At 42.6% G+C, this 19,229-nt stretch carries 16 protein-coding genes and 2 pseudogenes; 5 read left to right on the forward strand and 13 right to left on the reverse strand.

Going from position 1 to position 19,229, the window contains the following annotated elements; all coding sequences use genetic code 11:
* Positions 1-19 precede the first annotated feature (19 nt).
* Complete coding sequence (locus RJP21_RS08655; RefSeq protein WP_310859009.1) at positions 20-973, forward strand: aldo/keto reductase; 954 nt, start codon at positions 20-22, stop codon at positions 971-973.
* Positions 974-1,128: 155 nt separating this feature from the next.
* On the opposite strand, the gene RJP21_RS08660 is transcribed toward RJP21_RS08655, so the two are convergent.
* Positions 1,129-1,740, reverse strand: coding sequence for a TetR/AcrR family transcriptional regulator (locus tag RJP21_RS08660; RefSeq protein ID WP_310858933.1), 612 nt, complete (start codon positions 1,738-1,740; stop codon positions 1,129-1,131).
* Positions 1,741-1,890: 150 nt separating this feature from the next.
* On the opposite strand from RJP21_RS08660, the gene RJP21_RS08665 reads away from it, so the two are divergent.
* Entirely contained in the window at positions 1,891-3,183 is a 1,293-nt protein-coding gene (locus RJP21_RS08665; RefSeq protein WP_310858934.1) for an FAD-dependent oxidoreductase, read from the forward strand.
* Between the two features lie 214 nt (positions 3,184-3,397).
* On the opposite strand, the gene RJP21_RS08670 is transcribed toward RJP21_RS08665, so the two are convergent.
* Together RJP21_RS08670 and RJP21_RS08675 are read right to left on the reverse strand one after the other, a co-directional pair.
* A complete protein-coding gene (locus RJP21_RS08670; protein ID WP_310858935.1) occupies positions 3,398-5,524 on the reverse strand; it encodes a bifunctional metallophosphatase/5'-nucleotidase in 2,127 nt (708 codons plus the stop codon).
* A gap of 271 nt (positions 5,525-5,795) precedes the next feature.
* A complete protein-coding gene (locus RJP21_RS08675; protein WP_310858936.1) occupies positions 5,796-6,821 on the reverse strand; it encodes a 2,3-butanediol dehydrogenase in 1,026 nt (341 codons plus the stop codon).
* A gap of 179 nt (positions 6,822-7,000) precedes the next feature.
* Between RJP21_RS08675 and RJP21_RS08680 the strand changes: the two genes are divergently transcribed.
* Entirely contained in the window at positions 7,001-7,555 is a 555-nt protein-coding gene (locus RJP21_RS08680) for a TetR/AcrR family transcriptional regulator (protein WP_310858937.1), read from the forward strand.
* 421 nt (positions 7,556-7,976) lie between these two features.
* Here the strand turns inward: RJP21_RS08680 and RJP21_RS08685 are convergent, their stop codons facing one another.
* The 4 genes from RJP21_RS08685 to RJP21_RS08700 all read right to left on the reverse strand — a co-directional run bounded on the left by RJP21_RS08685 (position 7,977) and on the right by RJP21_RS08700 (position 11,568).
* Entirely contained in the window at positions 7,977-9,011 is a 1,035-nt protein-coding gene (locus RJP21_RS08685; RefSeq protein WP_310858938.1) for a zinc-binding alcohol dehydrogenase family protein, read from the reverse strand.
* Positions 9,012-9,069: 58 nt separating this feature from the next.
* Entirely contained in the window at positions 9,070-9,780 is a 711-nt protein-coding gene (locus tag RJP21_RS08690; RefSeq protein WP_310858939.1) for an SDR family oxidoreductase, read from the reverse strand.
* A 157-nt stretch (positions 9,781-9,937) separates the two neighbouring features.
* A complete protein-coding gene (locus RJP21_RS08695) occupies positions 9,938-10,516 on the reverse strand; it encodes a TetR/AcrR family transcriptional regulator (protein WP_310858940.1) in 579 nt (192 codons plus the stop codon).
* 461 nt (positions 10,517-10,977) lie between these two features.
* The gene (locus RJP21_RS08700) at positions 10,978-11,568 is read right to left on the reverse strand and encodes a TetR/AcrR family transcriptional regulator (RefSeq protein WP_310858941.1); all 591 of its coding nucleotides are present in this window, start codon (positions 11,566-11,568) and stop codon (positions 10,978-10,980) included.
* A 227-nt stretch (positions 11,569-11,795) separates the two neighbouring features.
* Between RJP21_RS08700 and RJP21_RS31255 the strand changes: the two are divergent.
* Positions 11,796-11,948 (forward strand): annotated as a pseudogene (locus tag RJP21_RS31255) (nitroreductase family protein); the annotation flags it as partial.
* 39 nt (positions 11,949-11,987) lie between these two features.
* Complete coding sequence (locus RJP21_RS08710; RefSeq protein WP_310858942.1) at positions 11,988-13,160, forward strand: MFS transporter; 1,173 nt, start codon at positions 11,988-11,990, stop codon at positions 13,158-13,160.
* 169 nt (positions 13,161-13,329) lie between these two features.
* Here RJP21_RS08710 and RJP21_RS08715 read toward each other — a convergent pair whose 3' ends face one another.
* The 6 genes and pseudogenes from RJP21_RS08715 to RJP21_RS08740 form a co-directional block, all read right to left on the reverse strand.
* Positions 13,330-14,523, reverse strand: a complete 1,194-nt coding sequence (locus tag RJP21_RS08715; protein WP_310858943.1) for a winged helix-turn-helix domain-containing protein — start codon at positions 14,521-14,523, stop codon at positions 13,330-13,332.
* 198 nt (positions 14,524-14,721) lie between these two features.
* Positions 14,722-15,190: pseudogene (locus RJP21_RS08720) on the reverse strand (DinB family protein).
* Between the two features lie 605 nt (positions 15,191-15,795).
* Positions 15,796-16,086, reverse strand: a complete 291-nt coding sequence (locus RJP21_RS08725; protein WP_310858945.1) for a hypothetical protein — start codon at positions 16,084-16,086, stop codon at positions 15,796-15,798.
* A gap of 94 nt (positions 16,087-16,180) precedes the next feature.
* A complete protein-coding gene (locus RJP21_RS08730) occupies positions 16,181-16,792 on the reverse strand; it encodes a hypothetical protein (protein ID WP_310858946.1) in 612 nt (203 codons plus the stop codon).
* On the reverse strand, positions 16,779-17,591 hold the full coding sequence (locus RJP21_RS08735; protein WP_310858947.1) for a hypothetical protein: 813 nt from the start codon (positions 17,589-17,591) through the stop codon (positions 16,779-16,781). Before RJP21_RS08735 ends, RJP21_RS08730 begins: the two co-directional genes overlap by 14 nt.
* A 492-nt stretch (positions 17,592-18,083) precedes the next feature.
* A complete protein-coding gene (locus RJP21_RS08740; protein ID WP_310858948.1) occupies positions 18,084-18,521 on the reverse strand; it encodes a hypothetical protein in 438 nt (145 codons plus the stop codon).
* Between the last annotated feature and the right edge of the window lie 708 nt (positions 18,522-19,229).

Here is a 19,229-nt window from a genome sequence, read left to right on the forward strand (position 1 = left end):
GAAATGAGGGAACCTTATGCTGCAACAACGAAAACTAGGGAACGAAGGACTTGAAGTGTCGGCTATCGGTCTCGGAACGATGATGATGCCTGAGAACGATGAATCCGTGCGAACAATTCAGGGTGCATTAGATATGGGCGTTACGATGTTCGATACGGCCGACCTTTACGGTTCGGAATACCTGCTCGGACGTTTCGGTGAAAATGAGAAGCTTGTCGGACGTGCCCTTAAAGGACGGCGTGATAAGGCCATTATTGCAACCAAATTCGGCATCACGCACGGACAAGGACCGAAAGGAGATCCCGCCTACATTAAAAAATCCGTTGATGCCAGCCTCTACAGCCTGGGATTGGATTACATTGATCTCTATTACCAGCATCGACCCGATCCCAATATTCCCATCGAAGAAACGGTCGGCACGATGGCTGACCTCGTGAAGCAAGGGAAGATTCGATACATTGGATTGTCGGAGGCGCCAGCCGAACTGATCCGCAGAGCTCATGCGGTTCATCCAGTTACCGCAGTCGAAACCGAATACTCCCTTTGGAGTAGAGAAGTAGAGGATGAAGTCCTCCCTGTTTTAAAGGAACTGCACATCGGTCTAGTCCCCTACAGCCCGCTTGGTCGCGGCTTCCTGACTGGCCAGATTAAGAAATTCGAGGATTTGCCGGAAGACGACTATCGACGCTATTACCCACGGTTTCAAGGTGAGAATTTCACCAAGAACGTTGAGGTTGTCTCTTTAATCGAGAGAATGGCTGCCCAAAAAGGCTGCACCCCCGCCCAATTGAGTCTAGCCTGGCTCCTGGCGCGAGGCGAGCAGATCGTTCCCATTCCAGGAACGAAACGATTGGAACGTGTGCAAGAAAACCTCGGTGCGCTGCAAGTGAAGCTGACAGCCGACGATCTGGCTGAGATTGAACGCATATCCCCCAAAGGCGTGGCCGCAGGCAGCCGCTTTGGATCCTTTTAATACAGTACCCGACCCTTTTCTATTAAATTCGTGACTTTGGCCGTACGGTGAAAACTCCGTACGGCCTAATTTCGCCGTCACTTATGGTATGGTTTCCCGTAACATCTATAGAGCGAAATCAAAAGGCACCCATCGGGTGCCTTCTCTGCGCATTTTCACTGTTTAGAAAAATATAAAATTGCCGGCAACACCACATGATCAACAATCTCTTCCAATTTTTGATGCGACACCAATCCATTTTCAATCATAAACGTATATCGAATTTGCTCAAAAAGAATGAGTTTGGTCGCTTTGGGTGGGAATTTTGTGATTTCTCCCCGTTGTACGGCCCGTTGAAGAACGTAATCCATAATCTTAATATTGGAACCCGTTGCTTCGGCCAACATCTGGCCTGTCCGTTCTCGCTCCTGCTGGTTAATCATCTCGGAAAACAGCATTTTAAACAATTTAAACGGTCCATTGTTGGACTCCAAAATAAAATGCTGACCAACATATACTAAATTATCACGGAGACTGCCCCTGTCAAAGTCCAGACTCTTGAATACCCCTTCCGATTGTTGCATCCGTTGTTGGACAGCTGCAAACACTAAATCAAACGGGGTATCCCAATAACGATAAACCACCGAACGACTGGTATTCGCCTCACGGGCAATACGCGCAAAATTAATCGCACCGTACCCTTCCGTCTCCAGCAGACGATACGTTGCTGCGTAAATATCATTTTGTAATTGGTCGCCGCGGCGGCGGCTTTTATTTGATTCAGTCATCACTCTTCCTCTCCTTGTACGTTCATTATACATCAAACTGTATCTTAAATGAATAAGATCCACATATGTATCTAATTGACTTTTTAAGATACATTGATGTATCCTAATTACAAAATAAGATGCACATATGTATTTAAAGGAGAGGTAAAAATGAAAGCTATTGTTTTAGGAGCATCACACGGAGGTTTTGAAGCGGTTGAAGCGTTACGATTGATGTGTCCGGAAGCGAACGTTCAATGGTATGACAAAGGAGACTTCTCCTCCATTCCGGCCAAGGATCTTGAAACCATTCAACAACAAGGAGTATCCATCTTCGGCAACACTGAAATAACTAAAGTAGAACCTGGCAAACACCAAGTGGAAATATTCAATCATGTGACAGGGGAAACACGAAAGGAGGGTTATGACAAATTAATTTTAAGTCCTGGTGCAAAGCCATTTATTCTTCCTGTCCCTGGACATCATTTAAAAAACATCGGTACGATGAGCAGTCGACAAGATCTATTCAATATGAGAAAACATGCTGCAGATCCAGATATTAATAACGTTGTTATTGTTGGCGCAGGATACATTGGGACTGGAGCAGCTTCATTATTCGCCGAATCAGGGAAAAAAGTTACGTTAATGGACATTAACGATCGTCCTTTAAGCTCCTATTTAGATAAAGAATTTACGGATGTACTTGAAAAAGAAATGAAAGATCGCGATGTCGAATTGGCACTGGGCAACTCGATCATCGAATTTGTCGGTGATGAAAATCATAGAGTAATCAAGGTCGTAACTAAAAAAGGCACCTATTCAGCTGACCTCGTCATCTTGTCTGCCGGCAATCGTCCCAACACGGAATGGTTGCAAGGCGCAGTGGAATTATTGCCGGATGGCAGAATTAAAACAGATGAATACATGCGTACAAGTGATCCCGATATTTTCGCCATTGGGGATGCAACAACGGTTTGGTACAATCCCGGTAAAATGCGGATGAATGTTTCATTAGGAACCAACGCTCGTCGTCAAGCACATTATGCGGTAAAAAACTTATACGAAGCAATTTATCCGCTTCCCGGTGTACAAGGCTCTTCAGGTACGCATATTTTCGATTATTATTTCGCTACAACTGGTTTGAATGATAAAACGGCAAAAAAGCTTGGCATTGAAATAAAATCCGTTTATTTGGAACAAGAGACTGCCCTGTTTTCTCCGGAAACGACCGTTATGTTCAAGCTGGTCTACGATCCAACAACTTTAGAGATTTTAGGGGGACAAATCATGTCTAAAGTTGATTTGACTGCTAATATCAATACGGTCTCCCTTGCGATTCAAACCGGATGCACATTAGAACAATTGGCCTATGCCGACTTCTTCTTTCAGCCAGGATTAAACACACCATGGAACGTAATGAATACAGCAGGATTAAAAGCATTACTACAAGAGAATTTAATGTAACGGACTATCACTTCGTATCAACGGGGATGTAGAAAGGGCTTTTCCTGCGTCAGCTTCCTTGTTTTCATTCGATCTGGTCTGCGTATGAGGAGCGTACTTTCGTTTCACCTGCAACACAGATTAGTTATAGTCATGTAGGCATGAAAAAACACATCCTAATTGGGGATATAGGATGTGTTTTCCTGTCGCAATATAAGGTTTGAATAAATTCTAATTATGAGGCTTTTGCTGCGATAGCCTTTTGAATTAAAGCTTTTGCATCGTTATTGGAAAGTCCTTGTTTAGGTTGAAGCAAATTTTTCTCTGCTGCACTTAGAATACCTTTATCAATCAGTTTTGCCATAGATTTAATCGCATAGGCAGAAACGGTTTTGCCATCTTCGAAGCCTGCAATGATCGTAGCAGCGTTTTTATCAGAAATTGGATTGTTCAACAATTTGGCAAGAATTGTAGCCGCTTCTTCACGAGTGATATCCCGATCAGGATTGAAGTTGCCGCCGTAGCCCTGAATGAATCCGGCATGAGCAGCTTCAGCGATTGCATCTGCATATGCAGCGTCAGCAGCAACATCCCTAAATGCAGGTGCTGTCGCTACTTCGTTTAGTTTCAACATGTCTACTAGAGTACTTACAAATTCAGCGCGAGAAATGAATTCTGTGGTTACTGGCGTCTCTGGTTGTTGTTCTGTAGATGCAGCTATGTTGGTAATACGTCCTTCTTTTTTAGCTTGAATAGCGCCACCTTTAAAGGTATCTACGATGTACTGGTAGAATACATCCAGATCGATCGGACCTGCTAAGGATGATTTAGCATCCACTAGCACTTTATAGTTATCTCCACCTGCTGCCATAAAGTTGTTAACTACAGCCGTATATGTTTTTCCAGGATCAATGGGTGTGCCATCTTCAAGAGTCAGACTAGTCACACGTTCTGCAACTGGCTTATTGAAATCTGCCGTATACTTCAAGCCAGAGACTTGTAGTGTTTTGGTGTTTGGTGTACCGTCCGCGTTTGTACCCCATTGTTGCTGCAACAAGGTTTGAATTTGTTTACCAGTCAGCTCTAGCTTCACTAAAGTATTGCCAAAAGGTTGGATTTTAGCAAGATCAGCAAAGGTCACATCACCTTGCGGCAGATCCGCGCGAATACCGCCTGGATTCATAAATGCAAAGTCAGCTTCGCCTGCTTTATCACCAAAGTCTGCCTGACGCATTGCATCTGCAATGAGGTTTCCAAGAGGCGCTTCGTTATTATAAGCATCTGTACGAGTGACAGAACCATCAGTAGAACCTACGGGCTTCGTTAGCTCAGGATGCTTGTCTAATGATTTTTTAATAATAGCTAAAGATTCAGGGTCTTCTTTTACACCCTCTTGAAAGGTCGTTGTAACTGTAGCTGATTTTTCGGTTACATCCCCCGTAGCAGGGTCAATCATCAACTTAATATCTTCAAATGCCGTACCATAAGAATAAGCTTGAACGATCAATTTTCCATTCACTTCACCATTAGCTAAAGCATGATTGTCACCTGCAACGATAACGTCAACAGGGGAATCTGCTGGTAACGCTTTGGCTAAATCAGCCGCTTCTCCAGTTGTTACGCCTTCTTTGGTTGTTGCTGGATCATGTGCCAGGACGACGATCGTTTCTACACCTTGATCTTGCAATTCTTTTGCATATTTATTAACGGCTGCAACTTCTTCTTCTGCGCTTAAGAAACGCACGCCTGCTGTACCCGTTGGGGATACTTTAGAAGGGGTAGCTTTCGTCACTAATCCGATAAATCCGATTTTGACTCCGCCCACTTCTTTAATCACATATGGCTTAATCAATGGTTTGCCCGTGGAGGTTTCAATGACGTTTGCATTTACATAGTCAAATTTTGCTCCGGCATGGGTTACCTTGCCTTCTTTTGGATCAAGGCCGCCAAAGATTTGTGCTTTTAATGCAGCGATTCCTTGGTCGAATTCATGATTGCCCAAAGAACCTACATCGAATCCCATCATATTCATCCATTCCATCGTAGGCTCATCACGATCCAGAGATGAGATTGGAGCGGATGCACCAACGGAGTCTCCGTTATGGAAGAGTAGGGAGTTTTTATATTTGGCTTGAGCTTCTTTCAAATATGTTGCTAGAATTGGAGCAGTTCCTGCCTTTTTATCACCAACCATCGATGTGGTATCTAACTGACCGTGCAGGTCATTGATACCGATCAAGTGTACTTCGACATCCTTGCCTGCAGCAGAGACAGAGCCTACCGCGCCAAATAGTTGGGAAAGCAATAGAGCAGTAGTAGCCACACGAATGGTGCTTTTACCCAGAACTTTTTTCCATGACATGAGTTACAAAACCCCTCTCCAATTTCTGTTCTGAAATACTTTAACATAAATCAAATCATGAAAATCGTAAAGTATATAAAATCTATGTAAAAAATTTGGAGGATGGGTAGAGAAGACGATATTCTCTAGAGGAGGGGGTTGTCCCACGCAATCCAATTTTTCGCCGTTACTTGCGGTATGCTTCCCCGTAACATCTATAGAGCGAAATTAAAAAGGCACCCGAATGGGTGCCGCATGGGTGCCTTTTCTTAGACTGAGCACAATTCATTTATTAATATGCGCCACTTAATCTAACTAGAATTTTTGCTTGAGATTGATCATGAATTAACGCTTCAAAACCTTGTTCAGCGATATTCTCGAGATCAATTTTTCTTGTAATAATTGATTGTGCGGGTAAGCTTCCATTAGCAAGTAATTCAATGACCTCATTGTAAGTTTCATTACTGTATCCCACAGATCCCATTACTTTTACGCCGGTAAAAAGTAGAGAAGAAGGAACGCTAAATTGGATATTTTGAGTGAAGAAGCTGACAACCATCATAGTGCCACGGATTTTGGTTGATTGAATGGCTTGATTAAATACTGACTCAACACCTGCAGCTTCAAATGTAACATCCGCCCCGTTTGGGAATAATTTGCGAATTTCCTCAACGGGGTTCACATCTTTAGCATTGAAGATATGGGTCGCACCCAATTCAGTTGCTTTGTCGAGTCGGCCTTCTAATAAATCGACAACAACGATATTAGAAGCGCCTGCAGCTTTGGCGCCTAGAACAGCAAATAGCCCGATAGGACCTGCTCCATAGACAACGACAGTATCTCCTTCTTTTACTTCTGCATCCTTAACGGATTGGAAGGATACAGCTGCTGGTTCTACCATGGCTGCTATATCTAGTGGTAAATTATCCGGAATTTTAAAAATTGTTTTTTGTGGAAGTATCGCGTATTCAGCAAACCCTCCGTCGATTTTGGCACCAACCGCATCTAAATTGATGAAACGTTCTGTCTCGGCATTTGAAGGATCTTGAAGCATCGTTGGATAGATACATACTCTGTCACCTTCTTTAAATTTCGTAACATTAGAACCAACCTCTATAATTTCACCAGAAAATTCGTGTCCGAGTACTGTATTGGGATTCATTGGTACTGAACTCGGATGCAAGTATGCGTGCAGATCAGAACCACAAATACCAGCCCATGCCACTTTAACCTTGACATCATCGGGTTGTATTTCTTTAACCTTTCTTTCCTCAATACGAATTTCTCTCTCATTACCATGCCAAACGGCAGCTCTCATAAGAAATACCTCCTCGAAGAATAATCAAATTAATGAATTTTGTAGACAACATAGTGTCTATAAACTACTATATTCCTTGAATTCGTTCCAATCAATCAGCAATAATAATAGTAATGTCGTTTAGTAGACACAAATGAAATCAGTGTCTGAAAAACCAAATTTATGAGGGAGATCCGAGAATGAATAAACCAATTGATCCACGTGTTACCCGCACACGGCGGTTACTAATGGATGCCTTAACTGAACTTATCGTGGAGGAGGGGGTTGATGCCATTACCATTCGTGACATCGTTCGGAAAGCGGAGGTTAACCGATCCACGTTCTACCTCCATTTTCGCGACAAACAGGATATATTAGACCAAATGCAAGATGATATCTTGAATGAGCTGGCTCAAACCTTAAAATTCCCAACATACTATGAGGAAGCACTGCATGATTATAAAAGCTCCAAGAAGCCAATCCAATCGCATGTAACCATGTTCGAACATATTCAGAAGCACGCTTCTTTTTATCGGACTATGTTAACTGAAGGGGAATTTCGTGAACGTATGACGCAAGTTATCAGAACAGAGGCACTTCAATATAAGCATAATTTCTGGGATGCAGCCTTTGCGTCACACGGAGTGGTTGGGATCATTCTTTACTGGTTGGAGAACGGCATGAAGGAATCCATCTTAGAAATGAGTTTATGGCTCACGCGAGTATCTTTGTTCCCGTTGGGAAAATTCGATTGATATTGAGGAATGAGCGGATGGGTCTATTGCAACCTTCCCATTTTGCAAACCCACCGATTCATCGAATATACAGGTTGGCCGGGTCGAGAGGGTGATGTAGGATGAGAAATACCGCGCTTTAACGTTCCAGCAAACTATAAAAAGGTAAAGGTTGCAGGAAGCTGAAGCGTGGGGAAGAGACCTTGACGGCACGGATGACGGTAGCGGCAAGGGATGACGCTAGGTGCAATACGTCGCCACGACCGTACGGTTCAGCTTAACGGGGCTATCGGCGAATTTCAGGGCTGCAGGTGTATTTTCAACTAAGCGTGACGGAGAAATGGAAAAAGGTGACGCCTTTTAAATCACTCTCGCCACCTTGCTTGTTATTTCTATAAAATTGAGGTCATTATTGCTTTTTTCCGTTGAATAAGATGGGATGTTATTCTTCAAATCCTTCCAAAACGATTTTGCCGAGCATGCTGCCTGACAAACTCTTGCGAAATGCTTCCTTCATGTTATCCGGATTCATGGGCGTCAAACGCTCTTTTAATGTTGTCCGTATTTTCCCCGCATCCACCAAATGAGACACCTCATTCAGCAACCGATGCTGCTCGATCATATCATCCGTCTGAAACATCGAACGAGTGAACATCAGTTCCCAAACCAATGTCACGCTTTTTGCAAAGAAAGCTTCAAGATTAACCGGCTGTTCGAACGGCAGGATCGAGCAGACTTTTCCTTGCGGCAAAATCACTTTCTTTATCTCGTTCAAATGCTGATCCGGACTATTTAATACAAAAATATACTTCACGCCATGCAGGCCAAGCTCCTTTAGTTGAGGTTCAAACGGTTGACGATGATCGATGACATGATCGGCGCCGTTTTCCTTGGTCCATGCAATGGATTCGGGACGCGAGGCTGTGGCGATGACCTGAAGTCCGGCAAGCTTGGCTAATTGAGTAGCGATCGATCCGACGCCACCCGCGGCCCCGATAATCAAAATACTTTTACCCTCATTATCCGATGGATTCTTGGATATTCCCAAGCGGTCATAAATAGCTTCCCACGCCGTAATCGTTGTTAACGGCAGCGCAGCCGCCTCTGCGTAATCGAGACTTTGCGGTTTTGTGCCGACGATTCGTTCATCGACCAGGTGAAACTCGCTGAACCCGCCTGGGCGAATGTTGCTGCCAGCATAATACACTTCATCGCCAACCTTGAATAGGCGGCATTCCGGTCCCGTTTCCACCACTACGCCAGCTACGTCCCGACCTGGTATTGTTAGCGAAGGATCATCGGGTTTTTTTGCCATGTGCGACCGCCAATCCGTTGGATTGACAGACACCGCCCTCACTTCGACGAGCAGATCCCTCCCTGACGCTTTTGGTCTCTCCACTTCCACCTCCTCAAACGGGGGTACCCCTTCCTCAGGTTTATAGTATCCAATGGCTCTCATCATCTTTTGGTTTGGCATCGTTTTTCCATCCTTTCATCGCTAGTTCTGTTACATTTACCGTTCGTCTTAGCCCTTGTTACCATGGAAGCTTATCGTCCATATAGAAAAATCCGCCCGTCGGACCGTCCTTAGGCAAGGTAGCTAATCGAACCGCTGTTTTCGCTCCCTCTTCCGCCGACAGTTCCGCGTTTTCTCCGCCCATTTGCGTTCTGACCAGGCCAGGATGCGCTGCGTTTATTTTTACGTTCGTATCCTTCCACTTTTGCGCCCAATAGGCGGTCAGCATGTTCAGAGCGGCTTTGGAAGCAGAGTATGCCGGTGCAGCCAATTTCTGCACTTGTTCATTCGTTCCCATGAATCCGATGGACCCTGAAGCGCTGCTTTGGTTTACGATTCTTCCTGCATCACTTTTGAGCAGCAGGGGTAGCAATGCTTCTGTGATAAAAAATGGCGCGAAGGTGTTTACTTCGAATGAATCCCGTAAAAAATCGCCGTCATAGCCCTGAGCTCCCACCATAATTCCCGCATTATTCACCAGAATATCCAATCGGCCGTACTCATTGTTAATGAAGTCCACCAATTCTGAAATGTGATTGGCATTTGTAACTTCCAGTTGCACACCAATGGCTTGAATACCTTCTTTTTGCAGCTTGCTTGCTGCCTCATCTGCATTTGTTTTCGTGCGTGCGCCCATCAATACCGTTATCCCTTGCTGACCAAGTTGTCTGGCAACCTCGAAACCGATCCCTTTATTTGCTCCTGTTACAAGCGCGACCTTGATTGACATAAACTTCTTCCTCCTTGGTTATATGATTCCATCCGCATTTTGAGAACGATCATTCTAAAATAAGCATAAATCATGACCGCAAGTGAGAGAAATAGCTTTAGGGAGAAGGGGCTTTGATTTGAGAATGATCATTCTAATTCAATGAAAAAAAATTCGCTCATCCTTCTAAAAATTTTATCGATGTATTGGCTATTCGGCGAAGTTTTTCTTTGGCAACCGAGGTCCTTGCCATGACCCTTAAACCGACCCATACATTGTGCAGGTATTCCGCCAATTCTTCGGCATCGCAATCGGTGGCGAATTCACCGTCCCGCTGCCCCCAAAGGATGATTTCCTTGAGTTGTTGTTCTGCCACTGTAAACATCTTCGTGAACTTCGAATCGACCTCGGCATCGCGCGCGGCCAATTCCACTGCTGAATTTACCATGAAACAGCCAGAAGGCGAGTCATCTTGCCCATCGATCATGAAATTAAAGATAAACTGAAGCGCTTCTTTTGCAGTCTTGGAACGTTTAACTCCAGCTGCAAGCGCGGCGTTGATTTTCTGGCCAAAACGGTCCATCGCTTTCAGAAACAACGAATGTTTGTCGCCAAACGTGTCATATAAGCTTCTCCGATGGATTCCCATGCACTCGACCAGATCGGTCATGGATGTCTTCTCGTAGCCTTGTTCCCAAAAGAGCCTCATCGCTTTATCCAATACCGCATTCTCATCAAATTCCTTGCTTCTTGCCATTCCCTTTCCCTCCCGTATTCAATTTAACATATTGAGAACGATCGGTAAAGAATTACTTGATTAAAGCAGCCAAGCCCTGCCATACTCAACCAAATTCAGAACATACTCCTTAATGCCGTTCCATTTCCCCAAAAAAATTGGCCGTTACTTATGGTACGGTTCAGCTTAACGTAGCTATCGGCGATCTGTACGAGAACCAGCAAAAGGTCGCGTGATTGCACCGCAGCTCTGCTGGATGCCGTACTTCGAAAAACAAGCTCATTGATGCGATGCATATTACTCGCATTTTGAGTGAGTTTAAGAAGTGACGGAACATGTATGAACTCCGATTTCATGGTGAAACCGGCGTTGGCTGTCTACGACGGGGCAAAGTTGATGTATCCCTTGCATTGCGGAGATCCGATGCCGTTCGAACTCTTAATACCATTTCACTTTACAGGGCAGAGCAATAGCGAAAGGACCTATCCCAGCAGTTCTTTGGCTCCGTTCATCACTAAGGGCAAAGACTGTTTAACGAATGATTCCGCACTTATTAGACGCCCTTCCTTGTTCCAAACGTAAGCTGCCCCATACATCCCCCAACTTAACATGATAGAAGCTGTATTTATTAAGAATTGCGAGTTTGGAGTCGACAGCATCTTGTCTTTGTCTATAAAGGAAAGAAGTATCGTTTGAATTTTTTCCTTTATTTGAATTTCGAATACAGGTACAAGCGATGTATTTCTTCTTTTACAGATCGTGCTTAAACCCCCGTGAAATTCGCATAGCCCCAGAAAAATACTCTGAATCGTTTCTTCATTCAATACTTCGTGACCGCTTATTCTACGATTCATGATTGTCATAAATGATTCCATCAGTCTGGCCTCAAGCATTTCGAATTTATCTACAAAGTGCGCATAAAAAGTCGCTCTGTTAACAGTCGCTCGCTCTGCAATATCCCTAACGGTTATCGATTCAAAGTCTTTTTCTTGAATCAATGAAGCAAAAGCGTCTTGAAGGAGTCGCCGTGTACGTACCACACGAGGATCAGCTTCATTCTTTTTCATTGGCATGGTTAAGATCTCCCCAGTAAAACGACATTATAGAAATGGTGTTGTCTATACAACGGTTTATGGTTATTGATGATTGCTTGCCATTCGGTTGTTATTATAACATACAAATGCAACAAATGTTGTTCAAGCAACTAATGTTGCATTAGAACAAAACGATAAATGCCTTTTTAAAAAAAAGGAGGAGAGAACCATGTCGGTTTCACAACCGTAGCAAATGAGAGCACCAACTGTTGTTTGATATTATTCGAGAACGCCGGTCGGTTCGTAGCTATGATCCGAGATCAAGATTTTGCTGGAGGAATTGACCGAAACATTGCGGCAAGCCCACGCTGGCTCCTTCAGCCGCTAACATACAGCCGTGGCGGTTTCTCGTTATCGACAAAAATATAATTATTAAAACCACATCAGGAGTGTGAATTATGAAGAGCACATGGAAAGTTTACGTTCTAGTCTTGATCAGCTTTTTAGTAGGAACATCTAATTATGTCATTTCCGGGATCTTGGACCGGATCGCAGAGACATTAGGAACAAGCGTTGCGGCAGCGGGCCAGCTCATTACGGTCTATTCCCTGGCCTATGCGATCGGCACGCCTATTCTAATGGCGCTGACGGCTAAAATGGACCGGCGTAAGCTCCTCCTTTATTCGCTGGGCCTCTTTATTGCTGCAAATCTGCTGACATTTATATTGTCCGGCTTTGGTTTCTTCATTGCGGCGAGAATCATTACGGCGTTAGGCGCCGGGGTGGTTACTGTTAACGCGCTCAGCATCGCCGCCAAAATCGCTCCGCCAGGCAAGCAGGCCAGCGCCATCGCCAACGTTACCATGGGCTTAACCGCATCGCTCATCATCGGCGTCCCGCTCGGCCGAATGGTAGCCTCGGCTTTTGGCTGGAAAGCTGTATTTCTGGCCATCGCAATTGTCGGGGTCATCGCCATGTTTGTCATTGCTGCAGTTTTTCCACGTATCCAAGGCGACAAGCCTGTTCCTTTGATCAAGCAATTAGCTTTGTTAAAAAAACCTCAAGTTTTGGTTGCATTGGCGATTACTTTTTTCTGGTTAGGAGGATATTCTCTCGCTTATACCTACATCTCCCCTTTTCTGCTAGAGGTCACTCATTTAAATGAATCATTGATTAGCGCAGCCCTGCTCGTATTCGGCATTGCTAGCTTGATTGGGTCGAAAGTCGGCGGCTACAGCGCGGATAAACGTGGCATTATATTCACGCTCGTTTCAGGGATGGTGCTTCACGTCATTTCGTTGATTTTGCTATCCTTCGTTGGACAGTCGGTCATTGCCGTATTCGCCATTTTGATCCTCTGGTCTTTTGCAGCCTGGTCATCCGCTCCGGCGCAGCAATTCAACCTGGTTTCGCTCGTTCCTGAATCCTCGGGCGTCATGCTGAGCTTGAACAGTTCCATGATGCAGCTTGCCATGGCTGTCGGCGCAGGAATCGGCGGGCTGATCGTTAACCGTGTTTCTCTTGCATCCATTACTTGGTTCGCGATACTCGGCGTACTCATCGCCATCGTTGCCGCGTTTGTATTGTCCAGCATGGCATCACGGCATTCGGCGGTGCAGTCAGCGGATTAAGAGTATGCTAAACAGCGAATATTTGATTTAGGACACTGCTCACTAAGTTGAGCAGACCGCAAACGAACTAAAAGAACTCTCCAGACATGGAGAGTTTCTTACGTTTTATCCATGTGATTGCAGGCGGTGTCAGCCACCCCTCTGGAAGTTCCTGCGCGAAGGGTAAATATCAGTTCAAATACTCTGCCGAAATCGTTTCACATCCGTTGAATAACGCAAATTTTTGGAAACAACTGTTCAAGGCTGTTCGCAATTGCGTTGTTTGCTTCACACCGTTCTCGTACCAGATGTTTTTAACAACGAGAGTTCCAGTTTTTCGCTCCACGATGATCTCGGCTCGTCCAATAAAGCTCTCTCCATATAATAGAGGTAGCACATAATAGCCAAATTTTCGTTTGATTGCAGGCGTGTAAATCTCCCAGATGTAATCGAAGCCAAACAATTCGTTGATAAGTTTTCTGTCCCATATCAAATTGTCCAGCGGGGCAATCAGCTCGCAGCGAAATTCCGGCTCCGGATTTTGCAGGACGGCTTCAATAAGCGGCAAGTCCTCCGCCCGGCAGTACAGCGTATCCTTCATTTGTTCCACGGCAACGGCAACTATACGAGCTTCGTGTAATAGCTGACGAAAAACCTCGTTGCGCTGTGCTGCTTTTAACCCCCATATATTCAGCCATGCATCTGACGCACGATTCCATAAGAGGCCAACTGAGCCGATTCGACGCAGTACCCGCCACTTATGATGTTCAAGCTCATCCTCCAGCGGCTCTGATGCATTCAGCAGGTTTGGTTGTATGTACTTCTTGGCTATATCGTAGTATTTACGCGTTCCTTTTTTATGATGGATAATCAACTCACCCGTCGAATACATCTGTTCCAGCACCGATCGGGATGAATTGTTTCCACCGCTCCAGTGGATGGCCGATCGCCATGAGAAATCTCCATCCAATTTTAAATCATCCGAACTTACTGCACCGTGATTTTGGATATGAGTCCGTACTTGCGCTGTCAACGCTTCCATTTCGGGATAGCATTCGGCGTGTTGCCTGGCGGCTTGCCTGTATCGCTCAAAATACGGCCAGTCCTCGACAGGGATAATAGCCAGGTTCTTGTCAGGATAATCGACAAGGCTTCTATCCTCATACAGCAACTCGGCAAGCATTCCCTTGGTGAATCCCTTGATTCGTGACTGTAGCACCAATTCGGCGTTTTTCCCGCAAACATCGATGGGGTCGTATTGAATGCAGCTGACCTGCCGAACGAAGTCCAGAACGCCCTGCTTCCCACTAAATTTATATTCGCCCAAGAGTCCATGCTTCAACAACAGAAATTGCCGTGCCTGGCGGTTTGTTAATTGGATCATGTTCGCACCTACCTCTAGTTCAGTACAGTATAAAAACGAAGGCGTGAAGGTGAATTGTTTCACGTACGCTGAGGGTGATTCTTGTAATTTTTATTGGCTAGCCAGGTCTTATGCAATCCCGAACTCAACTCAAACCAACCAATCAGCCGCTAAAATCTCTAACCTTAAGGAGATACTACCAAGGAAAGGATTTATTCATTATTGCATTTCTTTTGTTGAACCCATCACAGGCGGTACTGGTAAGCCCGCTTGACGTAATAGCACCATCATTTGGCCGCAGTGATGTGTTTGGTGGTCAATTAAGAAACGTAATACTGCGCCTTTTGTTGTAAGACTCGCAATGCCTGTTTCCGTTAGCAGGTCCTCATCGGATAGCTTGGCTGCCTCTTCCTTGACCGCCTCTGCTGCTTTTGCGTAAGCTGCTACAATTTCTCCTGCTGTCGCTGGAACAGGTTCATCTTGACCAATCATTGGTACAGTTAAACCCGCTAAATGACTAAAATAACCTGTTGTTTCTGTTAAATGCCAGCCTAACAACCCCAGTGTACTATGCCCCTCCAAGATACTTTGTCCTAATTTGTCATCTGTTACGGCTTGTAATACTTGCAATGTCCTTTTCGCAGCCACTGCCCATTCCTTAAAAAAAATCATCCACCTGTCGATACATCCAACTCCTCCTCTTTCATTCACGTCTCTTTTATCATACAAAGTAATTGCTCAAAAGAAAAGAAAGATGCGAACATTTGTTCCCGCTTCAAAAATTCATATAAATAACATCTAGCATGATAATTTCGCCCTACTTGTGGTACGGTTCAGCTTAACGGGTCTATTGGCGAAAAATGCTAAAGGAGCTGATTGCGACAGCTCCTTTTACGTCATTACTTATATGAGTAAGTTATAAGTTAATTGCTGTAGCACGTGAACAGGCCATCAAAGCGGCTATTCTGGAGTTCGTCCCAGGGGAGCAGCATGATGCTGTGATTTAGGCGTATGGAATTTGGAATTTGTGATGCTAGAGTATTACGAATCCATCGGCCTTGGTGATACGTTTGCGCAGCTTGTAGCAAAAGAGGCATTGGAAGATCATACGTGACATAGACTGTCACACGCAAAATGGACAGGTCGTTTCTAAACAGGGGCCAAATGCTCCTACAGCGCTCATTCTTCTCCCCCGAGCGTATCGTCCATGAACTCCCATAAAGCTAGATTCTCCCCACATAGGAGATTCTCTATAAATGAGTTTACACATAATTACTGACAGCCCCATAATACCTATTTACTATAAGACTCAATTACTTTATCAATATTTAATGTTCTTTTTGTATCATCTTGAGAAGTTATACTTTTTACAGTAGTATTTAAACGATTTAAAAGCTCAAGGAAATATTTGTCATCCTCATTTATTTGATTTTCATCAAGGTCCGGGAACAAAGTTTTATCCAATTGATAATTTAAACTTGCTTCAGCAAATAAATTGCGCGTTTCATTCCCACTATCTTTATCCTCACCCTCTAGATTTAGTTCAATAAAAAAAACTCTACTCCAATTATCTTCTGTTGACACTCCAAACTTCCCAGTAATGCTGACTGAAATCTTCTCAGTTTGTGGGCGGAATTCAAATAAGTTATATACAATTTTTTTAATAGTGAATCGCATATTATACCTCGATTCTAATATCCTCAATATTTTTAACATTGAAATAGTTTTCTTTTTGAAAATTATTTTTGGCATCACCAAATGATTCTACTTCTATTTGAATAACTTCATCACTATATATATTCTCTTCTCTGATAGCGAAAGAAGCATACACTTTTGCCTCTGATTCAATAAACCGTAACGCTTTTTTTACGTTAATTTTATTAGGTAATGTATTATCAAATCGGACACCAATTTTAGGTATTTTACTTTCAACTTCGGAAACATTATGCACTTCTTTTTTAGGAAATGTTTTATTTCCGACTTTACCCATTCTATACATATTACCACTTGAAAGAGCATCTCTTATATCCATTTGTCCTTCAAGTAGCATTTTTATTTTTGGAACTGTCGAATTGACAATTAACACTTCAACTACATCTGCTTTAGTACCATTGCGCAAAAGTGCAGTTCTATTTTGTAAAGTATATGCTAAATAATATTGATTTAATACATTTAAAACAAACAATAATGGTTCACTAATATCAAGTAGAGTTCGACAGCTATATGTATTTAAAATTTCTATATTACTCATATTACTAAAGATATTCTCAACTTTCTTATCTATGTTCACTTTCTATTACCTCCTTGTTAAAGGGATAAAGCGAAAAATCTCTAACTATCATCCCTAAGTCTCTTCCATCCAGTTTCCACAAATTGAAATGATAATACAAAGGGTTATCACTGTGTTCATGTTCATCTCTTTCAAAAAGGCCAATCTCAATATCAATATTACCTACAAAATAGTGTTCCATACTTTCAACAAATTTTAGATTTAATTTATATTTTACTTCGTTCACTTTTTTCTCTATTTCATCGGGATCCACACATTCATTATACTCATCATTTTTATAGAATTTGAAAAATGAGATAGAATGATGCGCCCTTAAGTCATAATTAATAATTACTTCTTCATCTTGTTTTTCAGCAAATTGTAGGTTTAAGGATTCTATAAAGGTTTCTGGTAGAATTTTCTTTATTCTATGATCAATTCTTCTTCTTTTATTTCCACATGTTATATTTTTAATTTCTCTCTCAATATGTGACGGAAGAAAATACAATGGGAGCATTTCTTGCATGCTTTTATAATCTATTTTTTCTGCTGGGGCCTCCATTGTGGCGACCATTTCTAAAGCTTGGTCTAAGTCTTCCATCTCCAATTCATCATTTGATATTTGAGGTGTTGATTGTCTATTTAAGTTTAATTTAGGGTTGAGGAAACGTACTAAATTCTTTAAATGCAGGTATCTAAACTCACAATAAGTATTATCATTAACATTTATTTGTATCTTTTCAAAGTCAGTTTTCAATAACACTAAATTATCATCTATGAGTTCGCAATTTTTTTTATAGAATTGTTCCAGACTATCCAACGTTTCTCCTCCCTAATGATTTTCAAGAATCTTTGATTTGAGTATTGCCATGGGTCAATAATAACACATTTATTCTGAAAGTTACTTTTAAATTAGACTAAAAATAGAAACAGGTTTATAAAACCATTCCTTCAAGACCCTATCAACCGTATTTATGATAAGACTCAGTTTAACGGGTCTAGCACGAAAAATCCACCGCCGCAACCCCAAAAAATCTCATCATCACTTTTGACACTATTTCACTGATTAATTTAATCATCTCCCTCAGCAGCCGCCACATGCTGGTACAGCAAGGCTCATACACCCAAAGTTTGGATTGAACCAAGCGGCTACAAATGACCGTGAGAAAAGATGATTATCGTAAGTCTTCGCCTTCATTGATTTTACCAGGTTATTCATTAAGAATATCACTGACACACAGGTATATATTCCCCGTTTGAGAAGCGTGTCTTTTCTTTCTTGTAATTAATGAAACAAAATCTATTCTATTTTCTAATACCGCCAGTAATCAAGATCCGATGCGTTCACAGCATTATTTTGCCACTTTGCTTCAAACAAATAGTCAGTTCCATCTAGTGAAAATGCCCCATCAATCTGCTCTCCGATATTTCTAAATGATGCCTTTGGGTCCAGGTCAAATAGTTCAAATATATCGTAAAGAACCTTTTCTAGTTCAAACCCACTACTATGATGTTCCTTTGATGTGATCAGTTTAGAATACCGATCCTTTATATCATCAAGGCGAGAAATAACCGCTTGACTTTTTCTGATTTTTTCATGATTTTCTAATCTCTTCTTCCGAATTTCTTCTTCTCTCTTCCTCTGATCATGGTCTTCAATCATTCTTTTGAGTTCGATTACTGACGCTCTTGCACGTTCTGCTTTTCTTTTTCCGTCATCTAGTTGCTCAAGATGACGAAAGTTCTCCATCTGTGATACCTCATATAGTAACCTTCTTATATCACCTAGATACTTCTCTTGGTTAGAAGCTAACTCATCGATAATATCTGAAACAATTTGTCGCTTATAGTTATCTCAATTCACACCATAAATGATCTCTTTACTGTTAACACAAGAAATTAAAAAACTCTTCAGATCACTATTGTATCAATATATAGTGCACAAAGCCTCTTTTATTTGAATAGCAACTGCTGAAATTCTGATAGCCATAGTAATCTCACTCCTTTGATTTGCGAATATTTCTGATAACAAAAGTATCCCAATGATGCATGAATATTCCGTTCTTGCCCTGTTACCAAAGCCATATATTATCTTCATCATACCACACCATGGAAAATAGTGGACAATTTTCTAGGCAACGTAAACTAAAACCTCTAAAACTCAAGGTCTCAGAGGCAATAAATTCCTTTATATCACTTGCTACTCAACATTCCTCCATCGTGCTCAACACCCCGATTTTTCGCCTTACTTATGATACGGTTCAGCTTAACGGGTCTATCGGCGAAAAATCTACTGCGGCGCATAATTACCAACCTTTTACCAATCCCAAGAACTATGATTAAGCCTTATTCCGGGTTCTTCAAGTTGACAATAGCGATGAATTGATCCTTCCGATTCGTTTTATCTTTCTGGCAAGCTAGTGTCGCAAATCCTTCTTACGAATCAGAACAAGGCAAA

This window comes from Paenibacillus sp. VCA1 (genome assembly GCF_031583795.1).
Classification (GTDB): domain Bacteria; phylum Bacillota; class Bacilli; order Paenibacillales; family Paenibacillaceae; genus Paenibacillus_AQ; species Paenibacillus_AQ albilobatus.